General features: G+C 71.9%; 10 protein-coding genes. 6 read left to right on the top strand and 4 right to left on the bottom strand.

All coding sequences use genetic code 11. The features are described from left to right. Window positions 1–3: 3 nt before the first annotated feature. Window positions 4–1,491 (bottom strand): M1 family metallopeptidase, encoded by a 1,488-nt coding sequence (locus OHS81_RS05020; protein WP_328382815.1) that lies wholly within the window; start codon window positions 1,489–1,491, stop codon window positions 4–6. Between the two features lie 275 nt (window positions 1,492–1,766). On the opposite strand from OHS81_RS05020, the gene OHS81_RS05015 reads away from it, so the two are divergent. The 4 genes from OHS81_RS05015 (at window position 1,767) to OHS81_RS05000 (ending at window position 8,092) form a co-directional block, all read left to right on the top strand. Next, window positions 1,767–3,731: a Xaa-Pro dipeptidyl-peptidase gene (locus tag OHS81_RS05015; protein WP_328382814.1), complete on the top strand. Its 1,965-nt coding sequence runs from the start codon at window positions 1,767–1,769 to the stop codon at window positions 3,729–3,731. 108 nt (window positions 3,732–3,839) lie between these two features. Beyond that, entirely contained in the window at window positions 3,840–5,186 is a 1,347-nt protein-coding gene (locus OHS81_RS05010; protein ID WP_443058654.1) for a M14 family metallopeptidase, read from the top strand. Between the two features lie 40 nt (window positions 5,187–5,226). Then, a complete protein-coding gene (locus OHS81_RS05005; RefSeq protein WP_443058653.1) occupies window positions 5,227–7,023 on the top strand; it encodes a BCCT family transporter in 1,797 nt (598 codons plus the stop codon). 307 nt (window positions 7,024–7,330) lie between these two features. Further along, window positions 7,331–8,092: a GNAT family N-acetyltransferase gene (locus tag OHS81_RS05000; protein WP_328382812.1), complete on the top strand. Its 762-nt coding sequence runs from the start codon at window positions 7,331–7,333 to the stop codon at window positions 8,090–8,092. 149 nt (window positions 8,093–8,241) lie between these two features. On the opposite strand, the gene OHS81_RS04995 is transcribed toward OHS81_RS05000, so the two are convergent. Both OHS81_RS04995 and OHS81_RS04990 read right to left on the bottom strand, forming a co-directional pair. Next, window positions 8,242–9,114 carry a D-alanyl-D-alanine carboxypeptidase family protein gene (locus OHS81_RS04995; protein ID WP_328382810.1) on the bottom strand — a complete coding sequence of 291 codons (873 nt, stop codon included), beginning with the start codon at window positions 9,112–9,114 and terminating at the stop codon, window positions 8,242–8,244. Between the two features lie 236 nt (window positions 9,115–9,350). Beyond that, on the bottom strand, window positions 9,351–10,385 hold the full coding sequence (locus tag OHS81_RS04990) for an FAD-dependent oxidoreductase (protein WP_328382808.1): 1,035 nt from the start codon (window positions 10,383–10,385) through the stop codon (window positions 9,351–9,353). A 247-nt stretch (window positions 10,386–10,632) separates the two neighbouring features. Here OHS81_RS04990 and OHS81_RS04985 point away from each other — a divergent pair, with 247 nt between their 5' ends. Beyond that, window positions 10,633–12,636, top strand: a complete 2,004-nt coding sequence (locus OHS81_RS04985) for an FUSC family protein (RefSeq protein ID WP_328382806.1) — start codon at window positions 10,633–10,635, stop codon at window positions 12,634–12,636. A 162-nt stretch (window positions 12,637–12,798) separates the two neighbouring features. Here the strand turns inward: OHS81_RS04985 and OHS81_RS04980 are convergent, their stop codons facing one another. Further along, window positions 12,799–13,395, bottom strand: a complete 597-nt coding sequence (locus OHS81_RS04980) for a TetR/AcrR family transcriptional regulator (protein WP_328382804.1) — start codon at window positions 13,393–13,395, stop codon at window positions 12,799–12,801. 171 nt (window positions 13,396–13,566) lie between these two features. Here OHS81_RS04980 and OHS81_RS04975 point away from each other — a divergent pair, with 171 nt between their 5' ends. Further along, window positions 13,567–14,538 (top strand): alpha/beta hydrolase family protein, encoded by a 972-nt coding sequence (locus OHS81_RS04975; RefSeq protein WP_328382802.1) that lies wholly within the window; start codon window positions 13,567–13,569, stop codon window positions 14,536–14,538. Window positions 14,539–14,540 lie beyond the last annotated feature (2 nt).

Here is a 14,540-nt window from a genome sequence, read left to right as displayed (position 1 = left end):
GCGTCAGCGCCGGTGCACGTCGTGCGTGGCCGCGATCTGCTTCCACGACTTGGGCTCGGCGACCGGCGACTTCCCCGCGCCGAACGCCTGCTTGCCCGCGCCCACCGCGGGCTTGGACGGCTGGAACAGCCAGGTGTCGAAGAACCCGGCAAGGTTCTTTCCGGACTTCTTCTCGGCGAACTTCACGAAGTCGGCCACCGAGGCGTTGCCGTACCTGTGCTCCGTGGGCCAGGACTTGAGGAGCCCGAAGAAGGCCTTGTCGCCGACCTTGTTGCGGAGCGCCTGGAGGGCCAGCGCGCCACGGTCGTAGACGGCGTCGTCGAACTGGTTCTCCGCGCCCGGGTTGCCCGGCTTGACCTTCCAGAACGGATCATCGGCCGGGTGCTGGGCGTAGACGTAGTCCGCGAGCTCCTGAGCGGTGCCCTCGCCCTCCTTCTCCGACCACAGCCACTGGCTGTACGCGGCGAAGCCCTCGTTGATCCAGATGTCCTTCCAGTCCTTGAGCGAGACGCTGTCGCCGTACCACTGGTGGGCCAGCTCGTGCACGACGACGGAGACGTTCGTCCCGCGGTCGAAGGCCTTCTCGCCGTAGAACGGGCGGGTCTGGGTCTCCAGCGCGTAGTGGGCCGGCACGTTCGGCACATAGCCGCCCACCGCGTTGAACGGGTAGGGGCCGAAGACGCTCTCCAGCCACTCGGTGGCCTCGGCGGTGCGCTCGATGCTGGCCCGGGCCGAGCCCGCGTTCGCGCCGAGGTCCTTGCTGACCGCGTTGATGACCGGCAGGCCGTTCGCGGTCGTATCGGTGGTGATGTCGAACTTGCCGACGGCCAGCGTCGTGAGGTAGGTCGCCTGCGGCTTGTCCGAGCGCCAGTTGTAGCGCGTCCAGCCCAGCTTGGAGGACTGCGAGGCCAGCACGCCGTTGCTCAGCGCCTGGGTGCCGTCCGGGACCGCCACCGAGATGTCGTAGGTCGCCTTGTCGGTGGGGTGGTCATTGCTCGGGAACCACCACACGGCGGCGTCCGGCTCCTGGGCGATCACCCCGCCGTCGGGTGTACGGGCCCAGGCGCTGTAGTTGTCGATCTTCAGCTCGGAGGGCTTGCCCGCATAGCGCACCACGACGCTGATCTGCTTGCCCTTCTCCAGCGGCGTGGCCGGGGTGACCTCCAGCTCGTGCTTGCCGGACGTGGCGAAGGAGGCCTTCTTGCCGTTGACCCGGATCTCACTGACCTTGAGGCCGAAGTCCAGGTTGAAGCGCGAGAGGTCCTGGGTGGTCTTGGCGAGCAGCGTCGCCGTGCCCTCCAGCAGGTCCGTCTTGGGCTGGTACTTGAGTCGCAGGTCGTAGTGGGAAACGTCGTAGCCGCCGTTTCCGCTCTCGGGGTAGTAGCTGTCGCCCACACCCGGAGCGCCCGGGGTGAAGCCGGCCGCGGAGGCCGGGATCGCCAGCAGCAGGCTGAGTGCGGCCGCACCCGGGACCAGGAGTCTGTGACGCACGAGTCCTCCAACTCGTAGGGGGATGGCTCTCGTCAGACCCTATGCACGGGGGAGCGGCGGCGTCATGTACATGGCCTTATCTGACACATGACCGACATGAACCCCCTCCGCAGGCCCCGTTGATCGCCGGCCGGTCGCAGCGGGCCGGCGGGGTGTCCGGTATGCGCCGCCCCCGGCCACGTTCTGCGGTGCCGCTTCCTCCGCGACGGCCGTGGCCGCCGGGGTTGCGGGACAGGCTCTTACGCACGGGAGTTGCGCCGCGCTACCGTCCGCCCGTGACGAATCCTGCGCGGATCCTCCGCACCCCCTTCACCCTGCTCGTGGTGGCGGCCGTCGCCGCCCTGCTGTCCGCCCTGACCGGGCCGGCCGCCGCGCAGGCGGCGCCCCGCGAGAGCAGACCCGTCTACTCCTACGACCACGCGATACGCGAATCGGTCTGGGTGGACACACGGCTCGACGGCGACGCGGACGGGAGGACCGACCGCGTCGCCGTCGACATCGTGCGGCCCGCCGAACCCGCACAGCAGGGCCGCCGGATCCCCGTGATCATGGACGCCAGCCCGTACTACTCCTGCTGCGGCCGCGGCAACGAGAGCCAGAAGAAGACCTATGACGACCACGGCCGGCCGGCCTTGTTCCCGCTCTACTACGACAACTACTTCGTGCCGCGCGGCTATGCGACCGTCCTCGTCGATCTCGCGGGCACCAACCGCTCGGACGGCTGCACCGATGTCGGCGGCCGCTCCGACATCGGGTCGGCCAAGGCCGTGATCGACTGGCTCGGCGGCAGAGGCCGCGCCTATACCGCCCGTACGGGAGGCACCCCCGTCACCGCCGACTGGTCCAACGGCAGCACCGGCATGATCGGCAAGAGCTGGGACGCCACCATCGCCAATGGCGTCGCGGCCACCGGCGTCAAGGGGCTGAAGACCATCGTCCCGATCGCCGGAATCTCCTCCTGGTACGACTACTACTTCGCCCAGGGCGCCCCGCTCTACGACTCGGGCCCCGACGCCCTCGCGGATCTGGTCAACAGCCCCGACGCGCACAAGCGCTGCGCCGCGATGCAGAAGAAGCTCGCCGACGGTGCGCCGCGCAGCGGCGACTGGACCGCTCTGTGGAGCGAGCGCGACTATGTGCGGCGCGCTGACAAGGTCCGGGCCAGCGTCTTCATGGTGCACGGCATGCAGGACCTCAACGTCCGCACCCGGCACGCCGGGCAGTGGTGGGACGCGCTCGCCCGGCACGGCGTCGAGCGCAAGATCTGGCTCTCCCAGACGGGGCACGTCGACCCCTTCGACTTCCGCCGCGGGGAGTGGGTCACCACCCTGCACCACTGGTTCGACCACTATCTGATGGGCTACGACAACGGCATCGACCGCGCCCCGAGGGCCGATATCGAGCGTTCCCCCGGCACCTGGTCGACCGACCCGCAGTGGCCCGCCCCCGGCACCCGGACCACCACCCTGCGGCCGCGTGGCGGCAGCGCACCCGGCGTCGGCGTGCTGGGCACCGCCAAGGCGCCGCACGGCGCGAGTGCGGCCTTCACCGACGACCCGAAGCTGAGCGAGGCCGACTGGGCGGCCCGGATCGACGAACCGACGCCCGCCAAGGCCGGATTCAGCACCGCACCGCTGCGCGCCCCGCTGCGGCTGTCCGGCTCGGGCAAGGTGACGGTGACCGCCACCCCGAGCACCACGACCGCCCATCTCTCCGCCGTCCTGGTGGACCTCGGCCCCGACACCATCCGCAACTACGCGGCCGACGGCGAGGGCATCACCACCCTCGGCACACGCACCTGCTGGGGCGCCGGAACCCCGGGCGACACCGGCTGCTTCAAGGAGACCGCGGCCGACACCCGGAAGGTCGGATACACCGTCTTCAGCCGCGGCTGGGCCGACCTCGGCACCTACGCCGACCCCCACAAGGGCCGCCCGCTCACCCCGGGCAAGCGCTACACCCTCACCCTGAATCTGGCCGCGAGCGATCACCTCGTGCCCGCCGGACACCGGCTTGCGCTCATCGTGGCCGGAACCGACGCCGGCCTGATCGACCCGCCCGCGTCCACTCCGAAGCTCACCCTCGACCTCTCCCGCACCTTTGCCCAACTGCCGCTGACCGGCGGCGCCCCGGCCTTCGCACGGGCCACCGCGGGCGCGCCCCGGCACCCGGCCGCCGCCACACCGCCGGCCGGGATCGCCCCGCCGCGCTCGATCAGCCGGATGCCGGCCGGCGGATGACCGCCCGGGGCCGCCCCCTCCAGCGGGCGGCCCCACCCCACCCCACCCCGCACCTCGCCCCACGTCACCGCACGTCACCCCCACCGCCCACCCAAGGGAGGCACCTTCGTGAGGTCCCGCTTCTGCCGCCTCGCCCTGGGGACGCTGGTCGTCGGACTGACGGCCCCCCTCCTCGGCGCGACCCCGCCGGCCCCTCCCGCCGGCGCAACCGGAACCCCCGCACCCCGTACGGGATTCGAAACCAGCCGCGGTGCCCGCTGGACCACCGGAGCCGAGGAGCAGACGTTCCTCACCACGGTCGACCGCGCCTCGGCGCGGGTGCGCATCGACCGGATCGGCACCACGCGGCAGGGCCGCCCGATCCGGCTCGTCAGGATCGGCGCCCCGGCCCCCGAGCGCCCGGCGGACGTCCGCCGGGGCAACTCCGTCCTGTTGGTCTGCTCCCAGCACGGCGACGAGCCCGCCGGGCGTGAGGCGTGTCTGACCACCGTCCGCAACCTCGCCTACAGCAAGGCCCCGGCCGTCCGGAGGCTCCTGGAGCACACCAGCGTGCTGGTCCTCCCGACCGCCAACCCCGACGGCCGGGCCGCGGACACCCGTGGCAACTCCGACGGCGTGGACATCAACCGCGATCATTTGGCCCTGCACACCGCCGAGTCCCGCGCGATGGCCGCCGTCCTCCGCGACTACCGCCCCGACACCCTCCTCGACCTGCACGAATACGGCCCCACCGCGCCGTATTACCTGAAGGACCTGCTGTCCCTGTGGCCCCGCAACCTCAACACCGCCGACGGGGTGCACCGCGAAGCCACCGCACTCTCCCGGGACTTCGCCGAACCCGCCGTCCGCCGCGCCGGATTCTCCACCGGCGTCTACGGCATCTGGACCGACCCGGAGACCGGCGACCCGGTCAAGCAGGTCGCGGGCGACGGCCAGGAACGGATTCTGCGCAACACCACCGGCGTGAAGGGCTCGGTCGGACTGCTCGTCGAGACCCGGGTCGACGCCCTCACTGCCGCCGAGAAGGCCGACCCCGTGCTCAACAACCGGCGCCGGGTGGACTCCCAACTGGCCACGCTGGACGGCGCGTTCACCTTCACCGTCCGGCACCGCACACGCATCGAGGCGGCCACCGCCGCCGCCCGCCTCGCCGGTTACGCCGACCGCGGCCCCGTCTACCTCGGCGGTGCGGACAACGAACCCCCCGGGGCCGGCGAGGTCCTGGCCGCCCCGCCCTGCGCCTACCGTCTCGACGCGGCACAGTTCGCGCAGGTCAAGGACGAACTGGCGCTGCACGGAGTGCTCTGGAAGCGGGCCGGGGGCGGCGCCGTCGTACCGCTGCGCCAGTCGCTGCGCACGCTCGTCCCGCTGCTGTTGGACCAGCGGGCCGGTTATCACCTTACGGTCGCGAAGCCCATGAACGTCTGCCCTCGTGTGGTAGGGGGTAACGGGTAAGGAAAATATGACCCATTGAAGTACATGGAAAGGTTGACACGTGTCGGACACAGTCAAAGGAGCCAGAGACGGGGGTGCCACCCCTTCCCTCGCGGACCTTCCCGAAGACCCGCGGCGGACCGGGCCCCCGCAGACCGACCGTGTGGTCTTCGGTGTGACCGCGCTGCTCACCCTCGCCTTCATCGCCTGGGGAGCGACGTCCACCGAATCCCTCAAGAACGCCTCGACATCCATGCTGAACTGGGTGATCGACAACGGGGGCTGGGCATTCGTGCTCTCCGCCTCCGGCTTTGTGATCTTCGCGATCTGGCTCGCCGTGAGCAAGTACGGCCGGATCACCCTCGGCAAGGAGGGCGAGGACCCCGAATTCCGGACCGTGTCCTGGATCGCGATGATGTTCAGCGCGGGCATGGGCATCGGCCTGATGTTCTACGGCGTCAGTGAGCCACTGGGGCACTTCACCACACCGCCGCCGGGCACCGACCCCAAGGACGCCGCCCAGGCGATGGACACCGCGATGGCGACCACGATGTTCCACTGGACGCTGCACCCGTGGGCCATCTACGCGGTCGTGGGGCTGGCCATCGCCTACAGTTGCTTCCGGCGGGGGAGGCGGCAGACGATAAGCGCGGTGTTCACCCCACTGATCGGGACCCGGCGGGCGAACGGCTGGGGCGGTCAGGTCATCGACATCCTGGCCATCTTCGCCACCCTCTTCGGCTCCGCGGCCTCGCTCGGGCTCGGCGCGCTGCAGATCGGCAGCGGCATCAAGGTGCTCGGCTGGATGGACAGCGTCAGCACCAGCCTGCTGGTCATCATCATCACCGTGCTGACCCTCGCCTTCATCCTGTCCGCGGTCTCCGGCATCGCCAAGGGCGTTCAGATGCTGTCCAACATCAATATGGTGCTGGCGGTGATCCTGGCGGTCTTTGTGTTCGTGGTCGGCCCGACGATCCTCATCCTCAACCTGGTGCCGACCTCCCTCGGCTCGTTCATCGGCGAGCTGCCGCAGCTGGCGGGCCGTACGGAGGCGAGCAGCGGCGCCGATGTGGGCAGCTGGCTGCGGAGCTGGACGGTCTTCTACTGGGCGTGGTGGATCTCCTGGACGCCCTTCGTCGGGATGTTCATCGCCCGGATCAGCCGTGGCCGGACGATCCGCCAGTTCATCGGCGGCGTCATCCTCGTACCGAGCGTGGTCAGCCTGGCGTGGTTCGCGGTCTTCGGCGGCTCGGCGATGAAGCTCCAGGCCGAAAAGAAGCTCAGCGGGTCGAGCACGCCCGAAGGCCACCTCTTCGACGTGCTGCACCAGTACCCGCTCGCCACGGTCATGAGCATCCTGGTCATGGTCCTGGTCGGCATCTTCTTCGTCTCCGGCGCCGATGCCGCGTCCATCGTCATGGGCACCCTCTCGCAGAAGGGCACCTTCGAGCCGACCCGGCTCGTGGTGGTCTTCTGGGGAGTGGTGACCGGCGCGGTCGCCGCGATCATGCTGCTGATCGGCGGAGGCTCGGGCGACGCCCTGACCGGACTGCAGAACCTGACGATTCTGGTCGCGGTGCCGTTCATGGTCGTGATGATCGCCATGTGCTGGGCGCTGATGCGCGATCTGCGCAGCGATCCGCTGATCGTGCGCGGCCAGAAGGGCGAGGAGGCCGTCGAGATGGCCGTCATCGCGGGCCATGAGCAGTACGACGGCGACTTCGAGTTCCGGATCGGGCCGGGCGGCAACGGGAATGGCGAGGGCGGCGGGGTCGGCGATGGTGGCGAGGACGCCGTCGGTGGCGGGGTCGGTAGCGCCGCCGGGAGCCGGAGGGAAGGCCGGAGCGCGAATCCCTGATGAATTGCCCGCCACACCGGATGCGGCTGCCCGGTGAGCGGTCACCGAGGTGGTCCGCGGGGCAGGTGAGGGGCCGGCCGGACGTGGTGTCCGGCCGGCCCCTGCTGCGTCCGCCTCCCGGCCGGAGAGGGTCCCGGGACCCTGATTTGCCCCGGCCCGGGGGCGGTATGCCAGAGTGGACGCCCCGGTCGGCCGGGCGCGCGTGTGCGCAGCCGCTGCCGGGCTCCCCCTGTACCCAGATGGACGGACTCCGGTCACGCGTGCGCGTGTCCGGGCCGTTCGCCTCCCTTAACTCCCTCAGAGAGCGATGCAGGCAACGACTCTTCTCCCCCGGACCACAGACCTGTTCGACCAGGGCCTGGAGCGGCAAACCGGCGGCGCGCTGCTGCGCTTCGGCGCCGCACGGCGCCGTCCGGCCGGCCGCATCAGCTGGTCGGGCCAGGGCGCCGCCGCCTGGCTCGACGACGCCCGCGGGCATCTGTGGTGCGTCGGCGAACCGGATCCCGCCGCCGGACTCGTGCTGCGTGCCGCGCAGGGCCTGCCCGAGCGGGTGCGGGAGTTCACCGGGCCGCGCGGCACCGTCGGCCAGGTCAGGCGGCATCTGCCGGTGACCGACGTCGTGGAGTGGATCTTCCGCTGGACGCTGGAGGAACCGCCCGTACACCCGGCGGAGGAGCGGGTGGTCACTCTTGACGCCTCACACCACGAGGAACTGCTCGGCTTCCTCAACGAGCACAGCCCGGCCCACTCCACCGGCCCCGGCTCCAGCGGCGTGACCCTGTGGGTGGGGATCCGCGGCACGGAAGGGCAGCTGGTGGCCTGCGGTGCCCTGAGCAGCCTGCGGGACAGCGGCGCTCCGCTGATGGCGTCCGTCGCGACGGACGCCCGCCAGCGCGGCCAGGGGCTCGGTGCGGCCCTGACCTCGTGGCTGACCCGGTACGCGGTACGCCACCACGGCTTCTGCACGCTGTGGCAGCTTGCGGACAACACTCCCGCCGAACGGCTCTACGACCGCCTCGGCTACCGCAACGAGGACCCCTGCGTGTCGGCGCGGATCGCCACCGGCTGACCGGCTGACCGGCTGACCGGCGGGCCCGTCAGGACCGGGCTCGTGCGGAGCGGCGGCGGCCGGACGGCAGCGGGACGGCAGCGGGACGGCGAAGGGGCCTGCGTGCGGCCGGATGGCTGCGCGCAGGCCCCTCGTACGTCCCGGGCGGGCTACTTCTTGAAGCCGTAGTCCATCAGCTTCTTGGCGTCCGCGGTGCGGTTGACCACCGAGGAGGAGGCCAGGACCGTGCCGATGACCGTCTTGCCACCCCGGGTGGCGGCGAAGACCAGGCAGTACTTGGCCTCCGGACCCGAGCCGGTCTTGACGCCGATGGTGCCCGAGTAGCTGCCGAGCAGACCGTTGGTGTTCTCCCACGACATGTTGCGGTAGCCACCGCTCTTCGTCATGACCTTCTGCTTGGTCGACTTCGTCTTCACGACCGTACGGAAGGTGGAGTACTTCATCGCGCTGCTCGCCAGCTTGGTCAGGTCGCGCGGCGTCGAGTAGTTCGCGCCCTTCCCGATGCCGTCGAACGAATCGAAGTGCGTGTTCGTCAGGCCCAGGGACTTGGCGGTGGAGTTCATCTTCCCGATGAACGACTTCACGCGCGCGGCCCGGGTGGAGCCGCTGCCGAACTTGTCGGCCAGCGCGTATGCCGCGTCGCAGCCGGACGGGAGCATCAGCCCGTACAGCAGCTGGCGGACGGTGACCTTGTCGCCGACGATCAGCTTGGCCGAGGAGGCCCAGTTGTTGTCGACGATGTAGTCGCTGTACGCCTTCTGGACCGTGACCTTGGCGTCCAGGTCGAGGTTCGCCTGCGCCAGCACCACCCGAGCCGTCATGATCTTGGTGGTGGAGCCGGTGGACCGGCGGGTGTCAGCGGCCTTGGTGAAGAGGGACTTCCCCGTGCCGTTGTTCATCACGAAGCCGCCCTTGGCGACGATCGCGGGGGGCGTGGGCGTGGCGGCCTGTGCCGGAGCGGCGAGCGCTCCTGCGGTCAGGACGGCTCCCGCGGTGACAACCGCCGCGGATGCGCGACGCATGCCCCTTTTGCCGATTTTGCGGTTTTTCAAAATGTATACTCCAAATGCCCCTGAAGTGCGGCAATATGGAAATGCCGCTTGCTCATGAGACGCACGAGGCCGGTAAAGGGATGTGCGCCCTTGGGCGGCAACTTCATCTCGTCCGGCGCCGATTCACAAATCCCGGGTGGCCGCCGGCCGGCCGGCGGCCAGGCGTCACGGGCCCGGCGCCGTGGCCGGGCGGGGCCCCGCGACCGTCACCGGCCCCGTGGCCCGTCACCCTCCCGGAGGGCCCGTACGCTCCGCAGCACCTCGTCCGCGCACCCCCAGGACACGGTCACCCCCGCACCCCCGTGCCCGTAGTTGTGGACGCACGGTGTGCCGTCGGGCAGCCGTTCCACCGCCAGCCGTACCGCCGGGCGGGCCGGACGCAGCCCGACCTTGTGCTCCCGTATCCGGGCCCCCGCCAGCTCGGGGAAGCGACGCACACAGCGCGCCACGATCGCCTCCGCCACCGCCGGATCGGGCTCCCGTGACCACGCGTTCTCCCGCGCCGTCCCGCCCAGCACCACGCCGTACGGCTGCGGCAGCACATACGTCGTGTCCGCGGACCCCGTGTCGGCGGACACGTACCACTCCTCGATACCGGGGTTCTCCACGATCACCAGCTGCCCCTGGACCGGATGGACGTCCGGATCGGGTACGAGCTCACGCGCGCCCAGCCCCGAGCAGTTCACCACCACGTCGGCACGCCGGCCGGCCCCGGTCAGCGAGGTGATCTCATGCCGCTCCACGCTGCCGCCCGCGGCCGACAACCGCCGCTCCAGGTAGCGGAGATGGGCCGGCATGTCCACCAGAGGGGTACGGGCCCGCCACCCGGCCGCATGCCCCTCGGGGAGCTCCTCGGCGCTCGCCCGCCGCAATCCGGGCACCGCGTCGTACCAGGCGGCCAGATCGTCGTCGGGGCGGTCGCCGGGGTGCGTGTCCCGCCCGTCGTCCGTCGCGTCCGTCATCGTGCCCGTCACCATCCGGGCGCCCGTCTCCTCCGGCCGCCGGGCGAGCGCGGTGAGCACATGGAAGGACCGCACGGACCACCGCACCGCGCGTTCGTAGGGCCGGATGCGGTACGGCCAGCACAGCCCGCCGGCCACCGCCGAGGTCGTGGCGCCCGCGGCGTCCCGGCTCACCACCCGCACCCGGTGCCCGTCCTCCGCCAGCGCGATCGCCGACGTCAGTCCGATCACGCCGCCGCCGATCACCGCTATGTCCATGCCGCCTGTGTTGATCGCCATGGCGGGACGGTAACGGGTGGGGCGGGAGCTGACGAGGGTGGGGGAGAGCTGACGAGGGGGAGGCAGGGCAGGACGGCTGACAGCCACGGGGGCGGGCCGCCTTCCGGCCGTGCGCTCGTGATCTTGCGGTAACCCCGCGGCAGTGGTCCGGACAAGCCCGGACCTTAGGGTGGTACCAGCACCGTTGGCCGATGTCGCCCCTCGGATTCCGTTCCTGCCGTCCGTACGCCGTCGTCTGAGGAGGCCCATGCTCCGCGCGCAGCGCGCCGTGCCCGCCTGGCTGGCCCACCCGTTCCGCTGGCAGCGGCTGCCCGTGCCCTGGGCGGCCGTCGCCCGCGGTGCGCTGTGTGCGGGACCGCTGCTGGGCGCGGGCATCGCCACCGGCCACCCGGCGCCCGGCGTATTGAGCGGGCTCGGCTCCATGCTGGCGGGGGTCAACGACCGTCCCGGCACCCGGCGCACCGGCATGGTCCACATCGGTCTGCCCGCCCTCGCCTCGGCGTTCGGCATGCTGATCGGCGCCTCGTTGCAGACGGCCGGTGCGGGCTGGTGGATGGTTCCGGCGCTGTTCGCCGTCGGCTTTGTCTCCGGCGCGGGCAGCGTCGCCGGGCCGGTGCGCTCCAACGCCGGAATGCAGATGCTGGCCACCACGGTCCTGGGCGCCGGGATGCCGCTGCCCGGGGCGCCCTGGGCGAAGGCTCTCTTCGTCCTCGCCGGCTGCCTGTGGCTGCTCCTGCTGCGGCTCGTACTGCGCTCGCCCCGACCCGCCGGCGGTGCGCTCAGCGGCGAGCGGGCGGCGGTCGCCACGGTCTTCGATGCGCTCGCCGATGCCCTGGGCGCGGCCGGCGGGGCCGGTGCCGAGCCCGCCAGGCGCCGCCTCACCGCCGCGCTGGACCGTGCCGACGAGGCCCTGCGGCTGCGCCGGCTCACCAGCAGGCTGCTGCGGCGCCCCGCCCGTACGGAAGAGCGGCTGCTCACCGAGCGGTTCGCCGCGGCGACCGCGCTGTGCGAGGCCAGCGTGGCACTGCTGTGGGAGGCCCGGCCGCTGCCGTCCCGGGTGGCGCGCAGCCCCCGGCAGTTCGCCGAGGCCCTGCGCACCGGACGGTCCCCGGGCCGGCTGTCCGCCCCGGAGACCAGTACGGCCGCACGCGGCGCCTTCGACCAGGCGCTGCTGGACGCGGCGGTCGCGTTCGCCCGCCGGGAGCCGCTGTCCCCGGCACCAAAACCGCCCGCACCGGCCCCCGCCGGCCGCCCCGCCTGGCTGACCGTGCCGGGCACCGTGGCCCGTGCGGCGGTGGCTGCCGCCGGCGGGCGGACCCGGCGCGGGCGCAGCCTGTTCGGGCCCGCCGGGCGGGACTACGGCCTGCGGGTCGCCGTCTGCATCGCCGCGAGCGCCGCCGTGGCCCTGCTGCTGCGCCCCGAGCACTGGTACTGGCTCCCGGCGACCACCACCTTCCTCGTCAAACCCGACCTCGGCCCGCTCTTCTCCCGTACGGTCAACCGCTTCGCCGGGACCGTCGCCGGCGTGCTGGTCTTCGCCGGGGCCGGCCTGGTGCTGACCGGTTCGTGGTGGCCCGCGCTGGTGGCGGGCGTGGGCGGCGCGCTGCTGCCGTTCGCCACGCGCCACTTCGCGCTCCAGACCGTGGCGATCACCCTCATGGTGCTGTCGTTCGTCTACGCCGGCGGCGCTCAGGAGGCCGCCGCCGAGCGGGTCGTCGACACCTCCATCGCCTGCGGCATCGTGCTCGTCGTCGGGCACCTGCCACGGCTCGCCGACCCGCGCCGCCGGGTCGGCCACCGCGTCACCTCGGCGCTGCACAGCACCGAGGAATTCCTCCGGCACGTCCTGGAGTCGGCACCGGGCACGGACCCCGCCCGGCGGCTGACGCTGCGCCGCGCCGCCTACCGGTCGCTGGGGGAGGCCAGGGCGGCGGCCGAGACCGCCGCGGCCGAACTCCTCGCCGCCCGCGACCGCAACCCCGACTGGCTGACCGTCGTCACCGCGGCCGAACGCATCGTGGACGCCGCGACCGCCTGCGCGGTACGCCTGGACCACGGCGCCCGCCGCCCGAGCGTGGCCGAGGCCGAGCGGCTGTGCCAGGCGCTGTCGGCGATGGCCGATGCCCTGGAGGACCCGCGCCGCCGGCCGGCCGGCGGTCTGCCGGATCTGCTGCCGGTCCCGGACTGCGCCACGCTCACGGATGTGGCGGCGGAAGTGGAGCGCATCCGTGGCCATGCGGAGGCGTCCTGAACCGCGGGACTGCCGCCCCGCCCCGTCACGGCCCCGCCGCCGTCGCCGCCCCGCCGCCCGCCGTCGCCGGTGAACGCCGCCGACCGTGAACGTCGCCGACCGTGAACGCCGCCGACCGTGAACGCCGTTGTCGGTGAACGCCGCCGTCCGTGAACGCCGCCGTCAGGCCGGTCGAGGCCGCTGTAGTCCCTGGAGGAGCAGTTCGATCAGACGGCGGGGGTCGTAGCGGGGGTCGCTGTCGCGTCCGATGCAGAGGTTGCCGATGCCGCGCATCAGCTCGTACGGCTGGGTGCCGGGCCTGATCTCACCGGCGTCGACCGCGGCGTCGAGCAGTTGGGCGCAGACGGGCAGCAGGCGGTCGAGGAAATAGGTGTGCAGCGCGGCGAAGCGGTCGCTGTCGGACTGCAGGGCGTCGGCGAGTCCGTGCTTGGTGACCAGGAAATCGACGAAGAGGTCGATCCAGCGGCGCAGTGCGTCGAACGGAGTATCGGTGCCGGCCAGCAAGTCCGGTCCGGCTTCGGCGCATGCCTCGATCTGGTGGCGGTAGACCGCGGTGACAAGATCCGCCCGGGTCGGGAAGTGGCGGTAGATCGTGGCCATCCCGACGCCCGCCCCGGCGGCGATCTGCCGGATCGGCGCGTCGACACCGGAGGTGACGAACACCTCGGCGGCGGCGCTGAGCACCGTCTGACGGTTGCGCTGGGCGTCGGCCCGCTTGCTGCGGGCCGGTGGCTCCCCGGCGGGGCCATCGGTGGGCATCACGTTCTCCCTCGGCAGGGCTTGACAAAACGGAGCGACGATCCGGATATTAAATGGAGCAGCGTTCCGCTTCAGCTTAGCCGAAGCCGGACGCTCTCTACCGCCCTGCTCGCCCGCCGGCCGCACGAGACCGGCGGGCGGCAGGGCTCACAGAAGGGGAACCCGCACCTCGTGAACGCTTCCACTGACACCGCCACCACCACCGCCGACACCCCGGGCACGCCCGCCCCGGTCCTGTCCTTCAGCCCGGTGGTGCTGTCCGTTCCCGGACGTCCCGTGGACATGCAGGTCCGCGTATCGGCACCCGCGAGCGGAACGGGACTTCCCGTCATCCTGTTCTCGCACGGTCACGGCCCCTCGAACCACCTCTCCTCGCTGAACGGCTACGCGCCGCTCGTCAACTCCTGGGCGGCACAGGGGTTCGTGGTCGTCCAGCCCACCCATCTCACCTCCAGGACTCTGAGCCACCTGGTCGCCGACGCCCCAGGAGCACCCTTCTTCTGGCGCTCGCGGGCCGAGGACATGACGCACCTCCTCGACCGGCTCGATGTGATCGAAGAGGCCGTGCCGCTGCTCGCCGGGCGGATCGACCACACCAAGGCCGCCGTTGCCGGACACTCCTTCGGCGGTTTCACCGCCGGCCTCCTGCTCGGCGCCCGGGTCTCCGACCCCGACAGCGGCGAGGAAGTGAGCCTCATCGAGCCCCGGATAAAGGCGGGGGTGCTGCTGGCCGCGCCCGGCAGGGGTGACGTCCTCAACGGGCCCATGGCGCAGGCGCTGCCCGTTCTGCGGACCACCGACTTCTCCACGATGACCACGCCCGCGCTGGTCGTCGCCGGCGACGAGGACGACTCCCCGCACTTCACGGACCGGGGGCCGGACTGGCACGCCGACCCCTACACCCTGAGCCCCGGCCCCAAGTCCCTGCTCACCCTGTTCGGCGCGGGGCACGCACTCGGCGGGATCCCCGGATACGACGCCGCCGAGACCACGGACGAGAGCCCCGAGCGAGTCGCCGCCGTCGGGCGGCTCACCGCGGCCTACCTCCGCACCGAGCTCCACCCCGGCGACCGCACCTGGCAGACCGCACGCGAGGCGTTGGCGAGCGGTCCCCACCCGGTCGGGCGGGTCGAATCCAAGTAGGC

It is taken from the genome of Streptomyces sp. NBC_00400 (assembly GCF_036048035.1).
Lineage (GTDB): Bacteria > Actinomycetota > Actinomycetes > Streptomycetales > Streptomycetaceae > Streptomyces.
This window is presented reverse-complemented; position numbering and strand designations above follow the sequence as displayed.